Here is a 13,952-nt window from a genome sequence, read left to right as displayed (position 1 = left end):
CCGGGCCGATGACGACCCGGCTGCTGCTGCTCGCCGACACGCACGTGCCCAAGCGGTCCAAGGACCTCCCGGCGGAGGTCTGGGGAGCGGTCGAGCAGGCCGACCTCGTGCTGCACGCCGGTGACTGGGTGGACGTGTGGCTGCTCGACGCCCTGGAGTCGCGGGCCCGCCAGCTGGTCGGCGTGGCCGGCAACAACGACCACGGCGTGCTGCGCGAACGCCTCCCCGAGGTGGCCCGCGTGGCGGTCGAGGGCGTGCGCATCGGCCTGGTCCACGAGACGGGCCAGGCCGCGGGCCGCGAGGCGCGCTGCGCAGCGGCCCACCCGGACCTCGACGTGCTCGTGTTCGGCCACAGCCACATCCCCTGGGACTCCACTGCACCGGGCGGACTGCGCCTGCTCAACCCCGGCTCCCCCACCGACCGGCGACGACAGCCCACCTGCACGTACATGACGGCCGTCGTCGAGGACGGTGCGCTGGGCGGGGTCGTCCTGCACCGGATCGCGCCCCGGCGTCAGGACGGCTGACCGACGGGTTCCCGGGCTGGCCGACGGCCGCTGGACCTCAGCCCGAGGACGGCGAGCTTGCGGATGGCCACGATCGCCGCCGCGCCGGCGATCGCCTGCCACGACCCCGCCGTCGCCAGCCGCAGGAGTCCAGCGGCGAGCAGGAGGTCGAGGAAGACGCCGAGTGACGGGAGCAGCCTGCGGGTGACGCACACCGCCGCCAGCCCCGCCACCAGTCCCGCCGAGGCCACCAGCCAGGACAGGTGCAGGAGCACCCCCGACACCACCGGCGTCATGCCGGCTCTCCTTCGGTGGCGGCGGCGTCCCGGCTGCGCAGCAGCTCCTGCTCCTCGCGGATCTCGCGGGCGAGGAAGAAGTTCAGGGCCGTCCTGATGGCCGCGACCGCTGCCAGCTTGCCCAGCTCCTGGAAGGTCGGCGCGATGGCGGTCCGCAGGACGTCGCTGGCCAGCTGGAACTCCAGGCCCAGGGCGAGGAACCGTCCGAGGGTGAGCCGGACGGGCACGAAGGCCTCGGCGCGGCGCCGCGGCAGCGCCCGGACGAACCCGGCGAAGGCGAGCAGCGCGCCGACGACGATGACCAGCGCACCGGCGGCCTCGACCAGCACCACGAGCGCGTCGACGCCGGTCCGCAGCCAGTCGTCGGACCCGAGGACCGCTGCAGCCGCCATCACCCATCCCTACCACGGGGCGGGTCGGTGCGCCTCGGCAGCGCGTCGGCGCGCGGGTCACGCGCGGAGGACGTGCTCCTGCCGGTACCCGGTCGTGAGGTCGGTGATCCGCACCGAGACGATGCCGGCGGCGTCGACGGTGTAGCGCTCCTCGACCATGGGTCCGGAGCCGAGCCGCTCGACGGCCACGCCGGCCTGCAGGTCCGCTGCCGACGGCTCCGGCTCGTCCGCCTCACCGCCTGCCCGCGCGGCCTGCAGCTCGGGGTCGAACGGGAAGACGACGTGACCGACCGGTGCCAGGTCTCCTCGGGGCTCGCCCTGGTCGTCGACGGAGGAGTACTCCACGAACCGGAACCAGCCGATGTTGTGGGCCGCCTGGTACCGGCGCGTCACCACCACCGGTTCCGCCGACGCCTCCACGCCGACGACGGAGGTCGTGAGCAGGGAGCGGTCCAGCACGGGGTCGAAGGACACCCCGGCACCGGCTCCCCTCTCCCGGAACACCCCGAAGCCCCGCGAGAGCCGGTCGCGCAACGAGAAGCCCGCCCTCGGGTCGGCCGCGATCGCCAGCCCCACCGCCGTGGAGGCACTGGGGAGCGGGGCGCGGTGGACGCGGCGCCCGAACCGCTCCCGGAGCAGGCGGGGCACGAGGGGCAGGCCGCTGGCCCCGCCGACGAGGTAGATGCCGGCCACGCCCTCGAGCCCCATCGGGTCGTCGCCCTCCGGCAGGGTCGCCACGAGCGGCTCCATGGCCGCGACCGACGCCTCGACCAGCGGCGTCACCCGGGCGTAGTAGTCGGCGACGTCCACACTGACCATCCCCGCGTCCGTCCCGGGCACCTCGACCCCGAGGCGACGCGACTGGGGGCTGATCCGCTCCTTGGTGTCCCTGCTGTGCTCCACGAGCGCCGCCCAGCCCTGGGGACCCAGCTCGTCCCGGCCGACGCCCGCCGCGGCGAGCGCGCGGTCGGCGAGGGCCTCGTCGAAGTCGTCCCCGCCGAGCCGGTTCACCCCGCGGGAGTCCAGGACCTCGTGCGACGTGCCGTCGAGCTGGACGAGGGAGGTGTCGAAGGTGCCGCCACCGAGGTCGTAGACCACGACCAGGTTGCGGCGTGAGGTGATGGACCGTGACTGCCGGTGCGCGAACTCCAGGCTGGCGGCGGACGGCTCGTTCACCATCCCGGTCACGTCGAACCCGGCCCGGCGACAGGCCTCGAGGGTGAGGAAGCGCTGCGAGCTGTGCGCCTGGGCCGGCACCCCGAGCACGACCCGGGTCGCCGCGTCGCCGCCGGCCAGCTGCTCCTCGATGCTCGACGCCTGCGCCAGCGCGCGGCGCAGGGCCACGAAGAAGCCGGTCAGGAGCTCGAGGACGGCCACGTCGCGACCACCGATGCGCACCGCCGAACCGCCCGCCGCGTCCGGCTCCGCCAGCAACCGCTTGAACGACCGGGCGGTGGGAGCACCGCGCCGCGAGGCGTCGAGCGCCTCGAAGCCGTAGACGAGCTCGTCGCCGTCGAGGGCGGCCAGTGACGGGTAGTGGTCGTGCGCGTCACCGGCCGGGTCGAGGAACGACACGACCGGGTAGTTGCCCCGGTCCGCGTGCGCGACGACCGTGTGCGTGGTGCCGAAGTCGAGCCCGAGGTCCATGCCGCCAAGGCTAGGTGCACGGCAGCCGGCAGCGCGTGCCCGTCCCCCGGTCGGACCCGGGGGCCGCTGCAGCGGCGCCATGCCGGGCGGCCCCGTCCTGCCGGGCCGCCCCGTCCTGCGCCCGGCGCCTCAGACCGCCCGGGCGGCCGCCTCGGCCCGCTGCTTGAGGTTCAGCAGCTGCCGCCTCGCCATGACGAGGTCGCCGACCGCCAGCAGGGCGGCGGCAGTGCGGTTCGTGTCCATCACCACCTTGAGCAGCAGGCGGGTCCGGCCCTCGGCCTCCGGCAGGACGAGGTAGGACATGAACGCGCCGAGGATGAGGCCGGTCAGCTGCCGTCCCGGCTCGACGGCGACCACCCGCCCCAGCGGGCGACCGCCGGAGCTGGTGAACGGCTCCCCCACCCGCGGCTCGGGCAGCGCCAGCAGCTCGCGGGGTGACCGGTGACCGAGGTTGTCGAGCCAGTCGTAGGAGTACGGGGCGACCCGGACCTGGGTCACCCAGGGCCACACGTCCGCGGGCGTGGCCTGCACCGTGACCCCACGCCAGGCCTGCAGCGCAGGACGGGGCCCGACGAGGTCGTCGCAGGCGAAGTGGAGCCCGGTCTCGCGCTCGGTGACCCCCCACGTCGCGCCGATCATCGTCCCGGCCCCGTGGCGGTGCTGCCCGGACGACGGGTCACGCGGCAGGTCACGCCGCCGGGCCGGCGGCGAGGTGCTCGAGCAGGATGCGGACCACGAACCGGTGGTCCTCCACCTGCGGGAGTCCCGACACCCCCATCCACCCGACGAGACCCGCTCCGGCGACGCGCAGCGGCACGGCACCCCCGGCCGCGGCGTACCGGGAGGCGGGCAGGGCGAACTTCTCGGTCAGCGTCGTGTCCTGCTCCCGGCACATCCGCGAGAGGTAGAGCGAGGAGCGCTCGAACCGCATCACGACCCGCCCCTTGCGGCGCAGCCAGGCCTCGTTGTCGCTGGTGGACCCCGGCAGGGCGCAGTGGAAGAGCTGGTGTCCTCCGCGCCAGAGGCCGACGGCCACCGGGAGGGAGTCCGCCCACGCGGCGTCGACGGCCCGGCGCCCGACGGCGTAGGCGACCTCCTCGGTCAGGGCCGGCAGGACGAGCCGGTCCTCCTCGAGCAGGAGCTCGTCCAGCGTGGGCCAGGTCTCCGGTGCCGGCATGCGCTGCCCCTCCTGGGTCGGGTCGGGTCGGGTCGGGTCGGGTCGGGTCGGGTCGGGTCGGGTCGGGTCGGGTCGGGTCGGGTCGGGTCGGGTCGGGTCGGGTCGGGTCGGGTCGGGTCGGGTCGGGTCGGGTCGCGGCGGGTCGGGGTCGCGGCGGGCCACGGGTCCGGGTGCCGCAGGCCGCCCGCGGAGCGTAGCCAGCCGGTGGGTCCGGGGCAACGGGCCCTGGTGGGAGACCCGCCACCCCGGACCCCGTGGGCCGGCGGCAGCGTCAGGACGTGGCGTGGAGCAGGCCCAGCAGGCCGTGCGACTCGTCCTGGGGGCCGGCCGTGAAGAGCACGTCGTGCGTGGACGCCTCCGTGCCGTTGCCGGGCAGGAGCGCCCACAGCCCGTCGATGGTCACCGCCTTGCCGCCCGCGGTCCGCAGCGTCCCGGCATACCGCAGGGTCGTCGGGTCGAAGGCGTGGATGCGCCCGTCACCGAAGTTCCCCACGAGCAGGTCACCGGAGAACGAGCCGAACCCGGCCGGCGCGATCGTCATCCCCCACGGCGCGTTGAGCACGCCGTGGCCCGCCAGCCTGCGCAGGAGGGTGCCGTCGAGCGTGAACACGTCGACGCGGCCTCGTCCGGCACCGGCCACCTCGTCGTGGCGGGCGCTGTCCTGCTTGGCGTAGGAGACGTACACCTTGTCCCCGGCGACCATGACGTTGAAGGGCGCGTAACCCCTCGGGAGCCGCGGGTCGGCGAAGCTCCCGGCGGTGACGACCCGCTGGAAGCCGCCGTCGTACACGTCGACCACCCCCGCCGAGAAGTCGGCCACGTAGAGCCGCGGGCCCTGCGGCGTCTGCCCCATCGCCATCCCCTTGTCCACGGCCCCGGGCGTCACGACCGCGTCGACCGCGTGGGTCGACGGGGGTGCACCGGTACCGCCCACGGCCGGGTTCCAGCCGCTGAGGTGACCGGTCTCGCCGACGAACAGGAAGCGGGCGGCCGCGGAGTGGCCCGAGGAGTCGTGGACCACGAAGGACGTCGTCGGGTTGGACACCTGGCCGGTGGGCGCCCCACCGGGGATGCTCACGACCAGCGGTGCGACCGCCTGCGGGCTGCCGTCGACACCACCGGTGTACAGCGTGGTGACGTCCGCGCCGTTGTCCGACACCCAGAGGGGGCTGGTCCCCAGGTAGGACGCGCCCCAGGCGTTGACGAGGTGCGGGTCGGTGACCTGGGCCGCCCCCGGGACGTCGGAGACGAGGTTGACCTGTCGGTATGCCGTGAAGGCGCTCGCGCCCGCGGGCGCGCTGACCGTGAGCAGCCCGACGGCTGCGGCGCAGCCGGCCGCGAGGGCCGGCAGCGAGGGGCGACGACGTGTGCGTGTCATGGACAGACCTCCCGTGTCAGGAGCGGACGGTCCTGGGTGGACCGGCGCCATGAGGTACACGGGCCACGGGGGTCCGGGGTTCAGCCGGTGGGCTCCGGGGTTGCAGCCGAGGGGTTCCGGAACTCAGCCGGGTCCGGCGTTCAACCGCGCCGGGTCTCCAGGTAGCGCTTCAGGTCCACCCAGTTGCGGCGCTCCCACCGCGGACCGACCAGCGCCAGGACCGGGGTCATCACCCGCATGGGACCGACGAGCCGAATGTCCCAGTCCCAACGCAGCCGGGTCCGGCCCTGCGTGGCCTCGAAGGTGAGCACCCCGTCCACCTGCATGGCGGGTGAGCGGATGGCGTTGTGGAGGCGGTGCGGCCGGTCGTACTCCAGGACCTCGACGGTCATCCGGCTCCGGGAACCCATCCCCTTGGGCCGGGCGGTGAAGCGCGAGCCCTTCCCGACCGGCCCCGCGCCCAGCTTCTCGGCGTCGACGATCCGTGGGTTGTAGCGGGGCTCGTTCCGCTCGTCCGCCACGAGGTCGAAGACCTCCTCCACGGGCGCGGCGATCGTCACCTCTCCCGAGATGTGCGTCATCGTGATGCTCCCTCCGTCAGGTCCTCCCCGATCTCGACCGTGCCACCCCGAGGGCACGGCGCCCAGGGCCCTTGGTCGCCCCCGCGGCCGCCGGACGCGGGCGGGCGCGGCGGAAGGCCAAGGCCGGCCTGCCGCCGTCGGGGCGGCACCCTCCACGCCCTTCCGCCGCGAGGACCTTCGGCCGGAGCCACCGCGCCGCAGGAGGCGGAGGATCGAGGACAGGAGGAGGGAGCCGTCGTGGAGAGGATCGGGTGGTTGGTCCTGGGGGCCTGGCGTTGGTGGCGGCGGTGCGGGCGCGCAGGAGCCACCGTGCCATGGTCGTGGGCCGCGCGGCCGTGGCCGTCCTGTTCATCGTGCTCGGGGCCGGGGTGAACGCCTACTACCTGCTCGTCGGCCGAGGCGGCGGCCGGGGCGCTCGTCCTGATGGGCGGTCGCCGGACCCAGGCAGGGCTGGTCGCCCTCATCGCCTTCCACGTCTGCCAGCTGCCCTTCGGTGGCGTGCTGTGGGTCTGGGCGCCGGTCATGCTGACGGCACTGGTCCTCCTGCTCCGCGCGGAGCGGGCGGCGCCGCTGGAGCCGGCAGTCCAGGCAGTGAAGGTACGGGCCCGTGCCTGAGCCGGGCACGTCTCCCTCTTCCGTCCCGGGGACCAGGTGCTCCTCGCCGGCGACGCCATCGTGACCACGAGGATCGACACGCTCAGGCACCTCGCGACCCGGCGGCAGGGCCTGTCGGCGCCACCCTGGTACACCACGTGGGACCGCGAGGCCGCTGCCCGGTCCATCCGAGGGCTGGCCGAGCTGGCCCCGTCGGCGCTGGGGAGCGGGCACGGCCGCCCGATGACGGGTCCGGGCACGGCGCGGGCCGTCCGCGACTTCGCCGCAGGGCTCGCCGGAGGGTCCGCGGCCTGACCCGGGCACCGTCGCACGGCCGCTGGGGTCGCGGGCACGCCGGTGTCGCGGGCACGCCGGTGTCGCGGGCGCCCTGGTCGAGGCGGGGTGACCCGGCGACCCCCGGACGCCGTCGGTGACCCCACCTTGGGTGGGCAAGCGGCGACCGGTCCGGCTGTGACACCCCTGCCCGCCGGGATGCCGGGCGCTCTCGCACGCGCCTCGACGCTAGGCACGCCGGATGGTCCCGGCGCAGGGACCTTGGTCCCCCTCGCGGCGACAACCCGCCCGGTCTCGGAGGTTTGACCACCCCGCAAACGGGGCACGGACCACACGGTGCGGCCACAACACCCTGGCGAAACACCCTGCCGAGCCGGAGCCGCGCCGAACCGGAGGTGCACAACCATGAGCGACATCTCTCGCCGGAACCACGAGACCCGTGTCCACGACGAACGGCTCGACGACGACCCGCGCACGGAACGCGTGGTGGCGCGCGACGACGTCGCCCGGCACGACGGCGTCGACGGCCGCGACGTGCGGGAGCGCACCGCCCGCGACTACCGCGTCGGCGACCCCGAGGAGGGGCTCGCGGCCGGCGCCGACCGGTACGGGGGCGTGAAGGTGGGGTCCGCCTTCTTCGGCTGGCTCACCGCCATGGGCCTGGCCGTCCTGCTCACGGCCGTCGTCGCGGCTGCGGGCACGGCCGTCGGCCTGGAGACCGGCACCAGCTCCACGACGGCCGCCAACCGGGCCGCCGACAACCCCGGGACCGTGGGCGTCGTCGGGGCCATCGCCATCGCCGTGATCCTGCTGGTGAGCTACTACTGCGGTGGCTACGTCGCCGGACGGATGGCGCGGTTCAACGGGGCCCGACAGGGCGTGGCGGTCTGGGTGTGGTCGGTCGTCGTCGCCATACTCGTCGCCATCGTCGGCGCCGTCGCCGGGAGCAGGTACGACGTGCTCGGCCGGCTCGACAGCTTCCCCCGCCTGCCCCTGCACAGCAGCCAGCTCACCACCGCCGGCGTCGTCGCCCTCGTGGTGGCCCTGGTCATCGCCCTCGTCGGAGCCGTCCTCGGCGGCATCGCCGGCATGCACTTCCACCGCCGCGTCGACCGGACGGTCGTCGACCCCTACTGACCGGCCCGGCGTCACCCCTCGCACGACGTCCTGTCGACGCGCGCCCGGGTGCCCCCGTCACCGCACCGGGTCGAACTCCAGCGCACGGGCTCGAGCCGCCAGCGCCGCGTCGTGGCAGTGGAGCACGGCGGCCAGGGCGGCCGCAGCGCTCTCCGTGGTCCTGGGGTGCACGCATCCGCCGACAGCAGGGAGCAGGGATGCCTGCTCGAGGAACGCCTCGTCAACCCTGGAGGTGCCGTCACCCGGCGCCGCCACGGGTATGCCGGCCACCATCGCCACGAGCGCCACCAGGACGCCGGCAGCACGGACGCGATGAGTGGGACGGGCCGTCCCACGTCCACGGGACGGGCCGGCGCGCCACCGCCCCAGCGGGTCCGGGAGGGGTGCCGGACGTGCAGTTGCTCTCGCAGTCATGCTGGTCACCTCCCACAGTGACGACGACGAGGGGCCCCGGTCGAGCCGCGGGCACCCACCTGCCGCCCGAGGTCCGGGCAGGCCTCGGGGAGCCGAGGTCGGACGTGCCCCACCCCGCGACGGGGCAGCCCCCTTCCCCTCGGTCGTGGCCCGGCCCTGCCCGGGCAGCCGTGCGGCCCCCTGCGCCCGCACCCCCAAGACTCCTGCCTGCCGATCACCGCCACACCGTCACAGTGGCGTAGGACAGGTGCACGAGCACCCGACCGGGCCGCCGTGGGAGGACCGGCGCCCCTGGCCGCGGAGCCGACGCGAGGTCAGCCGCGCTGCTGGGCCGCCCACGAGGCGTGCAGGGCGGAGTAGACGCCGCCGCGGTCGACGAGCTCGCGGTGCGGACCTCGCTCGACGATCCGGCCCCGGTCGACGACGACCACCTCGTCGGCTGCCTCCGCGGTCGAGAGCCGGTGCGCGATGGCGATCGACGTGCGTCCCCGCGTCAGGCCCTCGAGCGCCCGCTGGATCCGCACCTCCGTGGACGGGTCGACCGCCGAGGTGGCCTCGTCGAGCACCAGCAGGTCAGGGTCGGCGAGGTACGCCCGGGCGAGGGCCACGAGCTGCCGCTCCCCCGCCGACAGGGACTCGCCGCGCTGGCCGACCTCGGTCGACAGCCCCTGGGGCAGGCCCGAGAGCCAGTGGTCGAGGCCGAGCTCGGTGATGGCGAGGCGGACGTCCTCGTCGCTGGCCTCCGGCCGGCCGAAGCGCACGTTCTCCAGCAGGGTCGCGTCGAAGAGGAAGCCCTCCTGCGGCACGAGCACCACCCGGTCGCGCAGTGAGGAGAACCGCACCTCCCGCAGGTCGACGCCGTCGATCCGGACCTTCCCCTCCGTCGGGTCCATGAGCCGGGTCAGGAGCTTGGCCAGGGTGGACTTGCCGGAGCCGGTCTCGCCGACGATCGCCACCCGGGACCGAGGGGCGATGGTGAGCCCGATGTCGTGCAGCACGGTCTCACCGCCCGGGTAGGCGAAGGACACGTGGTCGAAGTCGACGCTGATCGGCCCGCGCGGCAGCACCACCCCGTCGTCGCCGGGGTCGGCCACGTCCGCCGGCGTGTCGACGACGCCGATGACCCGCCGCCACCCGGCCACCGCGTTCTGCAGCTCGTTGAGGATCTCCGTGGCCTGCTGCACCGGCTGGGTGAACAGGTTGACCAGGAAGAGGAAGGCCAGCAGCTCGCCCAGGGTGAGGTGGCCGGCGGCGGCCTGCACGGTCCCGACCACGAGCACGACGGCCAGCGTGAGCCCGGCGACGAGCTGTCCGGAGGAGAAGGCGACGACGGAGCGGACCTGGGCCCGGATGGAGGCCGCACGATGGGCGTCGATGGCGGCGTCGATCCGCTGGGCGGTCCGCGCCTCGACCCCGTACGCGCGGATCGTCGAGGCGCCCACCACGGACTCGGAGACCGCAGCCAGCAGGTCGCCGACCCGTTCACGCACCTGGGTGTAGGCCCGGCCCACGACCCGCTGGAAGCGGCGGATCACCAGCAGCAGCGGCACGAAGCACAGCCACACCACGGCCGCGAGCAGCGGGCTGTAGTAGACCATCAGCCCGGTCGCCACGACGATCTGGCCCAGGCTCAGGATGAGGATGATGCCGCCGAACTGCACGAACTGGCTGATGGTGTCGACGTCGGAGGTGACCCGGCTGACCATCGACCCGCGCCGCTCGGTGTTCTGGGTGAGCATGGACAGGTCGTGGATGTGGCGGAACCCCCTGAGCCGCAACGTCGCCAGCCCGGCCTCGGACGCGCGGTAGAGGCGCACGTTCACGGCATACGCGCTCAGGGCGGTGGCCACGACGGCGATCAGTGCGAGCAGGACGTACCGGGTGACCAGCGCCGGGTCCGGGCCCCCCTTGCCGAGCAGTCCGTGGTCGGTCGTCTGCTGCACGACGAACGGGACGACGATCCGACCGACCGTCGTGACCGCCGCGAGGCCCAGGGTGACGCCGATGCCCTTGCGCAGCTCGGGCGACAGGTCCAGGCCCCGGCGCAGCGTGTCGACGGTCCCGAGGGAGGAGGTCGCCTCGATGGACGTGCTCACGCGTTGACCTCCTCGTCGGACGCGACGGCGGCGCGCTCGGCCGCCTCGCGGGCGTATGCCGTGACGAGCCGCTCGTACCCGGTGCACCGTCCGAGCAGCTCGGCGTGGGTGCCGTGGTCGAGCACGCGGCCGTTCTCGACGTAGACGATCTCGTCGGCGAGGGTGATCGTCGACATCCGGTAGGCCACCACGAGCACGGTGGTGCCGGCACTCGAGCTGCGCAGCGCGGCCAGGATCGCCTGCTCCACCGACGGGTCGACCGCGCTCGTCGCGTCGTCGAGCACCAGCAGCCGCGGCGAGCGGACCACCGCACGGGCCAGGGCGATCCGCTGCCGCTGGCCGCCCGACAGGGACGCGCCACGCTCCCCCACGTGCGTGTCCAGGCCGGCGGGCAGGGCCCGGACGAACTCATCCGCCTGCGCGGTCCGCAGGGCCTCCCACACCTCCTCGTCGCTGCGCTCGACGCCGAGCGTGACGTTGCCGCGGACGCTGTCGTCGAACATGAAGGTCTGCTGGGGCACGAGGGCCGCTGCGGCGGCCACCCCGCCCCGGGCGACCTCACGCAGGTCGACGCCGTCGATGCTCACGGTGCCGTGCTCGGGGTCGACCAGGCGCAGGGTGAGGTTGGTCAGGGTCGACTTGCCCGAGCCGGTGGGGCCGACGAGCGCGACCGTGGAGCCGGCCGGCACGTCGATGGTGACGTCGTGGATCGCCCGGAACTGGGAGGCGTTGCCCTGCTCGTCGAGGACCTCGTAGGAGTAGTCGACCCCGGTGAGGGTCGAGTGCGCCGACGACTGCGGCGGCAGCGCCTGCGAGCCGTGGGTGAGCTCCCCACGGGCCCGCAGCACGGCATCCACCCGGTCCCAGCCGACGACCGTGCGGGGCAGCTCGCCGAGCACCCAGCCGAGCGCCCGGACGGGGAAGGCGAGCACCGAGATGAGGTAGGCCACCTGGACGACGTCGGCCGGCTGGAGCGCACCGGAGGCGACCCGCTGGGTGCCGACCACCAGCACCGCCAGGGTGCCCAGCGTGGGGATGGCCTCGATGACCGGGTCGAAGGTGCCCCGGGTGCGGCCGACCTCGACGTTGGCCGCCTGGAGCCGCCGGGTGACCTCCTCGAAGCGGTCGGCCTCCTGGGCCTCGCGGCCCATCGCCTTGACGACGAGCGCGGCCTCGAACGACTCGTGCGCGACCTCGCTCACCTCGGCCCGCAGCTGCTGGGCCCGCGCGATCCGCGGTGACATCGCGCGCTGGAAGACCATGTTGGCGAGGAACAGGGCGGGGAAGACCGTGAGCCCGATGATGGCCATGACCGGGTCGACCAGCACCATCTGGACGATGCCGGCGATGAGCATGACGATGACCCCCAGGGCCATGGGCAGGGGCGCGAAGACGTTCCAGGTGGCCTCGACGTCGGCGTTCGCGTTCGACAGCAGCTGGCCCGAGGGGTGCCGATGGTGCCACGACAGCGGCAGCCGCAGGTACTGCCGGGTGACCTCGCGGCGGAACTGCGCGGCGACGTTGTACATCGTGTAGCCGGCCGCGATCCGGCGGATGACCACGCCGATCACGTTGAGCCCCACCACTCCCGCGACCCAGCCGAACGTCACCCAGAGCTGGTGCGCGGTCGCGTGCCCGGCCTCGACCGCCGGCTGCACCTGCTCGCGGGTCACCTTGCCGATGGCCCAGGCGGTGAGCACGGTCATGACGCCGTAGAGCGTGCTCCCCGCCACCGCGAACGCGAACCAGCGCGGCTCTCGGCGCACGCCGACCCCCACGATCCGCAGCGCACGACGCAGCGACGGGCCGGCGTCGACGGGCACGGCGGACCTCCGGGAGGGTGGTGGTGGGCGAGACGGCAAGCCTATGCCGCGACAGGCATGATGATCGCATGACCTCCCTGGCCCGCCGCGAGCGGATTTCCCTCTGCGACACCTTCGCCGCGACGGGACCGGACGCGCCGACGCTCTGCTCCCCCTGGACGACCGCCGACCTCGCCGCCCACCTCGTGATCCGCGACCGGCGTCCCGACCTCGGGGTCGGCATCGTCGTCCCGCAGCTGTCCGGCCGGCTCGAGGCAGGGATGCGGGAGTACGCCGCCAAGCCGTGGCCCGAGCTCGTCGACCTGGTGCGGTCGGGGCCGCCCGCGTGGTCGCCGGTGCGCGTCCCCCCGGTCGACGACCTCGTCAACCTCGCCGAGTACTTCGTGCACCACGAGGACGTCCTGCGCGGCGACGGGTCCCTCGGCCCCCGGCGGGAGATCTCCCCCGAGCTGTCCGACGCCCTGTGGACCACGCTGACGCGCATCGCCCGCCTGTCCTTCCGGCGCAGCCCCGTCGGCGTGGTCCTGTCCACCCCCGACGGCCGACGCCACCACGCGCGGAGCACGACCGAGCTCGGCACCGTCGTGCTCGAGGGTCGGCCCGAGGAGCTCCTGCTCGCCGCCTTCGGACGGCAACGGGTCGCCGAGCTCGAGGTGACCGGCGGCGACGACGCCGTCGCCGCCCTGTGGGCGGCTCCACTCGGCCTGGGCTGAGCCCGGCGCCCGCGGGGCCCCGTTGTCCCGACGACGGTGCCGCGGTGTCCCTGTGCCCGGGGACAGGTGGCCCAGCACGGTGGTGGAACACCAGACAGAGCCCGTCAGGGCCCGACCAAGGAGTTCCGCCGTGAGCACCACCGAGTTCACCTCCCGCACCCTCGTCCGCGACGACGTCGCCGCCGACACCGAGTCCGCCCCACCGCCCCGGACCCGCCGCGGCCGCGGTCGCCTCTGGGCCCTGACGGGTCCCCTGGCCGCCGTCGCGGCGTCGGCAGGGTCGATCGTCGCCGACCTGGGCAACCCGGTCTACGACCCGCAGACCTCCGGCGACGCCGGCCGGATCCTGGCCACCCTGGCCCAGCACGGCGGCGCCCTGACCGTCTTCCACGTCGTCACGTCGGCCGCGGCCCTGCTGCTGGTGGTGTACGGCGTGGGCGTGGCCCGCCGGCTCCGGTCGGGCCTGCCCACGGACAGCATGGTCCCGGGCCTGGCGGTCGCCGGCACCACGATCACCGCAGCCGTGCTGCTGCTCGGCACCGGCCTGGACACCGAGGTCATCGAGGGGGTCACCCGACCGGAGACCTTCGTCGAGGAGACTGCCGCCCTCTACGGGCACTGGATCGGGACGATCCCGTACCTGTGGACCGCCGTCGGCCTCACCGGGCTCGCCATCGGCTGGGCCGCGTGGCGGTACCGCACCGTCCCGCGGTGGATCGGCCTGGTGGCGCTCGTCCTCGGCGGCCTGACCGCCGTGGCCGGGGTCTCCCCACTGGAGTACGTCGCCAGCCTGCCGGGGCAGCTCCTGGTCCTCGTCACCGGCCTGGGCTTCGCCCTGGGCGACCGGGCCCACCGCCGGCAGGCGGACTGCGCAAACGGGTCCGACGAGGCCTGATCCCGGGCC

Annotated in this window: 16 protein-coding genes; 6 read left to right on the top strand and 10 right to left on the bottom strand. The window is 74.5% G+C overall.

What is annotated here, in order from left to right; translation table 11 throughout:
* Positions 1 to 8: 8 nt before the first annotated feature.
* The gene (locus ACYVDO_RS13305) at positions 9 to 527 is read left to right on the top strand and encodes a metallophosphoesterase family protein (protein ID WP_460936622.1); all 519 of its coding nucleotides are present in this window, start codon (positions 9 to 11) and stop codon (positions 525 to 527) included.
* Here the strand turns inward: ACYVDO_RS13305 and ACYVDO_RS13300 are convergent.
* The 7 genes from ACYVDO_RS13300 to ACYVDO_RS13270 all read right to left on the bottom strand — a co-directional run bounded on the left by ACYVDO_RS13300 (position 515) and on the right by ACYVDO_RS13270 (position 5,977).
* Entirely contained in the window at positions 515 to 802 is a 288-nt protein-coding gene (locus tag ACYVDO_RS13300) for a hypothetical protein (protein WP_460936620.1), read from the bottom strand. The genes ACYVDO_RS13305 and ACYVDO_RS13300 overlap by 13 nt on opposite strands.
* On the bottom strand, positions 799 to 1,194 hold the full coding sequence (locus tag ACYVDO_RS13295) for a DUF1622 domain-containing protein (RefSeq protein WP_460936618.1): 396 nt from the start codon (positions 1,192 to 1,194) through the stop codon (positions 799 to 801). Before ACYVDO_RS13295 ends, ACYVDO_RS13300 begins: the two co-directional genes overlap by 4 nt.
* A gap of 57 nt (positions 1,195 to 1,251) precedes the next feature.
* Positions 1,252 to 2,841 carry an Hsp70 family protein gene (locus ACYVDO_RS13290; RefSeq protein WP_460936616.1) on the bottom strand — a complete coding sequence of 530 codons (1,590 nt, stop codon included), beginning with the start codon at positions 2,839 to 2,841 and terminating at the stop codon, positions 1,252 to 1,254.
* 129 nt (positions 2,842 to 2,970) lie between these two features.
* Entirely contained in the window at positions 2,971 to 3,480 is a 510-nt protein-coding gene (locus tag ACYVDO_RS13285) for a hypothetical protein (RefSeq protein ID WP_460936614.1), read from the bottom strand.
* Positions 3,481 to 3,529: 49 nt separating this feature from the next.
* The gene (locus tag ACYVDO_RS13280; RefSeq protein WP_460936612.1) at positions 3,530 to 4,018 is read right to left on the bottom strand and encodes a heme-degrading domain-containing protein; all 489 of its coding nucleotides are present in this window, start codon (positions 4,016 to 4,018) and stop codon (positions 3,530 to 3,532) included.
* Positions 4,019 to 4,289: 271 nt separating this feature from the next.
* Positions 4,290 to 5,396 carry a TIGR03118 family protein gene (locus ACYVDO_RS13275; RefSeq protein WP_460936610.1) on the bottom strand — a complete coding sequence of 369 codons (1,107 nt, stop codon included), beginning with the start codon at positions 5,394 to 5,396 and terminating at the stop codon, positions 4,290 to 4,292.
* Between the two features lie 140 nt (positions 5,397 to 5,536).
* Positions 5,537 to 5,977 (bottom strand): SRPBCC family protein, encoded by a 441-nt coding sequence (locus tag ACYVDO_RS13270; RefSeq protein ID WP_460936608.1) that lies wholly within the window; start codon positions 5,975 to 5,977, stop codon positions 5,537 to 5,539.
* A 423-nt stretch (positions 5,978 to 6,400) separates the two neighbouring features.
* On the opposite strand from ACYVDO_RS13270, the gene ACYVDO_RS13265 reads away from it, so the two are divergent.
* The 3 genes from ACYVDO_RS13265 to ACYVDO_RS13255 all read left to right on the top strand — a co-directional run bounded on the left by ACYVDO_RS13265 (position 6,401) and on the right by ACYVDO_RS13255 (position 8,002).
* Positions 6,401 to 6,592 carry a hypothetical protein gene (locus tag ACYVDO_RS13265; protein WP_460936606.1) on the top strand — a complete coding sequence of 64 codons (192 nt, stop codon included), beginning with the start codon at positions 6,401 to 6,403 and terminating at the stop codon, positions 6,590 to 6,592.
* A 60-nt stretch (positions 6,593 to 6,652) separates the two neighbouring features.
* Positions 6,653 to 6,886 carry a hypothetical protein gene (locus ACYVDO_RS13260; RefSeq protein ID WP_460936604.1) on the top strand — a complete coding sequence of 78 codons (234 nt, stop codon included), beginning with the start codon at positions 6,653 to 6,655 and terminating at the stop codon, positions 6,884 to 6,886.
* Between the two features lie 384 nt (positions 6,887 to 7,270).
* Positions 7,271 to 8,002, top strand: a complete 732-nt coding sequence (locus ACYVDO_RS13255; protein ID WP_460936602.1) for a hypothetical protein — start codon at positions 7,271 to 7,273, stop codon at positions 8,000 to 8,002.
* 57 nt (positions 8,003 to 8,059) lie between these two features.
* Here the strand turns inward: ACYVDO_RS13255 and ACYVDO_RS13250 are convergent, their stop codons facing one another.
* The 3 genes from ACYVDO_RS13250 to ACYVDO_RS13240 all read right to left on the bottom strand — a co-directional run bounded on the left by ACYVDO_RS13250 (position 8,060) and on the right by ACYVDO_RS13240 (position 12,335).
* Positions 8,060 to 8,416 (bottom strand): hypothetical protein, encoded by a 357-nt coding sequence (locus ACYVDO_RS13250; protein ID WP_460936600.1) that lies wholly within the window; start codon positions 8,414 to 8,416, stop codon positions 8,060 to 8,062.
* Positions 8,417 to 8,730: 314 nt separating this feature from the next.
* A complete protein-coding gene (locus ACYVDO_RS13245) occupies positions 8,731 to 10,512 on the bottom strand; it encodes an ABC transporter ATP-binding protein (RefSeq protein WP_460936598.1) in 1,782 nt (593 codons plus the stop codon).
* Positions 10,509 to 12,335, bottom strand: coding sequence for an ABC transporter ATP-binding protein (locus ACYVDO_RS13240; RefSeq protein WP_460936596.1), 1,827 nt, complete (start codon positions 12,333 to 12,335; stop codon positions 10,509 to 10,511). The genes ACYVDO_RS13245 and ACYVDO_RS13240 overlap by 4 nt, the downstream gene beginning before the upstream one ends.
* A 68-nt stretch (positions 12,336 to 12,403) precedes the next feature.
* On the opposite strand from ACYVDO_RS13240, the gene ACYVDO_RS13235 reads away from it, so the two are divergent.
* Both ACYVDO_RS13235 and ACYVDO_RS13230 read left to right on the top strand, forming a co-directional pair.
* Positions 12,404 to 13,048, top strand: coding sequence for a TIGR03085 family metal-binding protein (locus tag ACYVDO_RS13235; protein ID WP_460936594.1), 645 nt, complete (start codon positions 12,404 to 12,406; stop codon positions 13,046 to 13,048).
* 130 nt (positions 13,049 to 13,178) lie between these two features.
* The gene (locus ACYVDO_RS13230; protein WP_460936592.1) at positions 13,179 to 13,943 is read left to right on the top strand and encodes a hypothetical protein; all 765 of its coding nucleotides are present in this window, start codon (positions 13,179 to 13,181) and stop codon (positions 13,941 to 13,943) included.
* Positions 13,944 to 13,952 lie beyond the last annotated feature (9 nt).

It is taken from the genome of Phycicoccus ginsengisoli (assembly GCF_054779295.1).
Note: the sequence above shows the minus strand (reverse complement) of the source record. Positions and strands in the feature narration are given on the sequence as shown.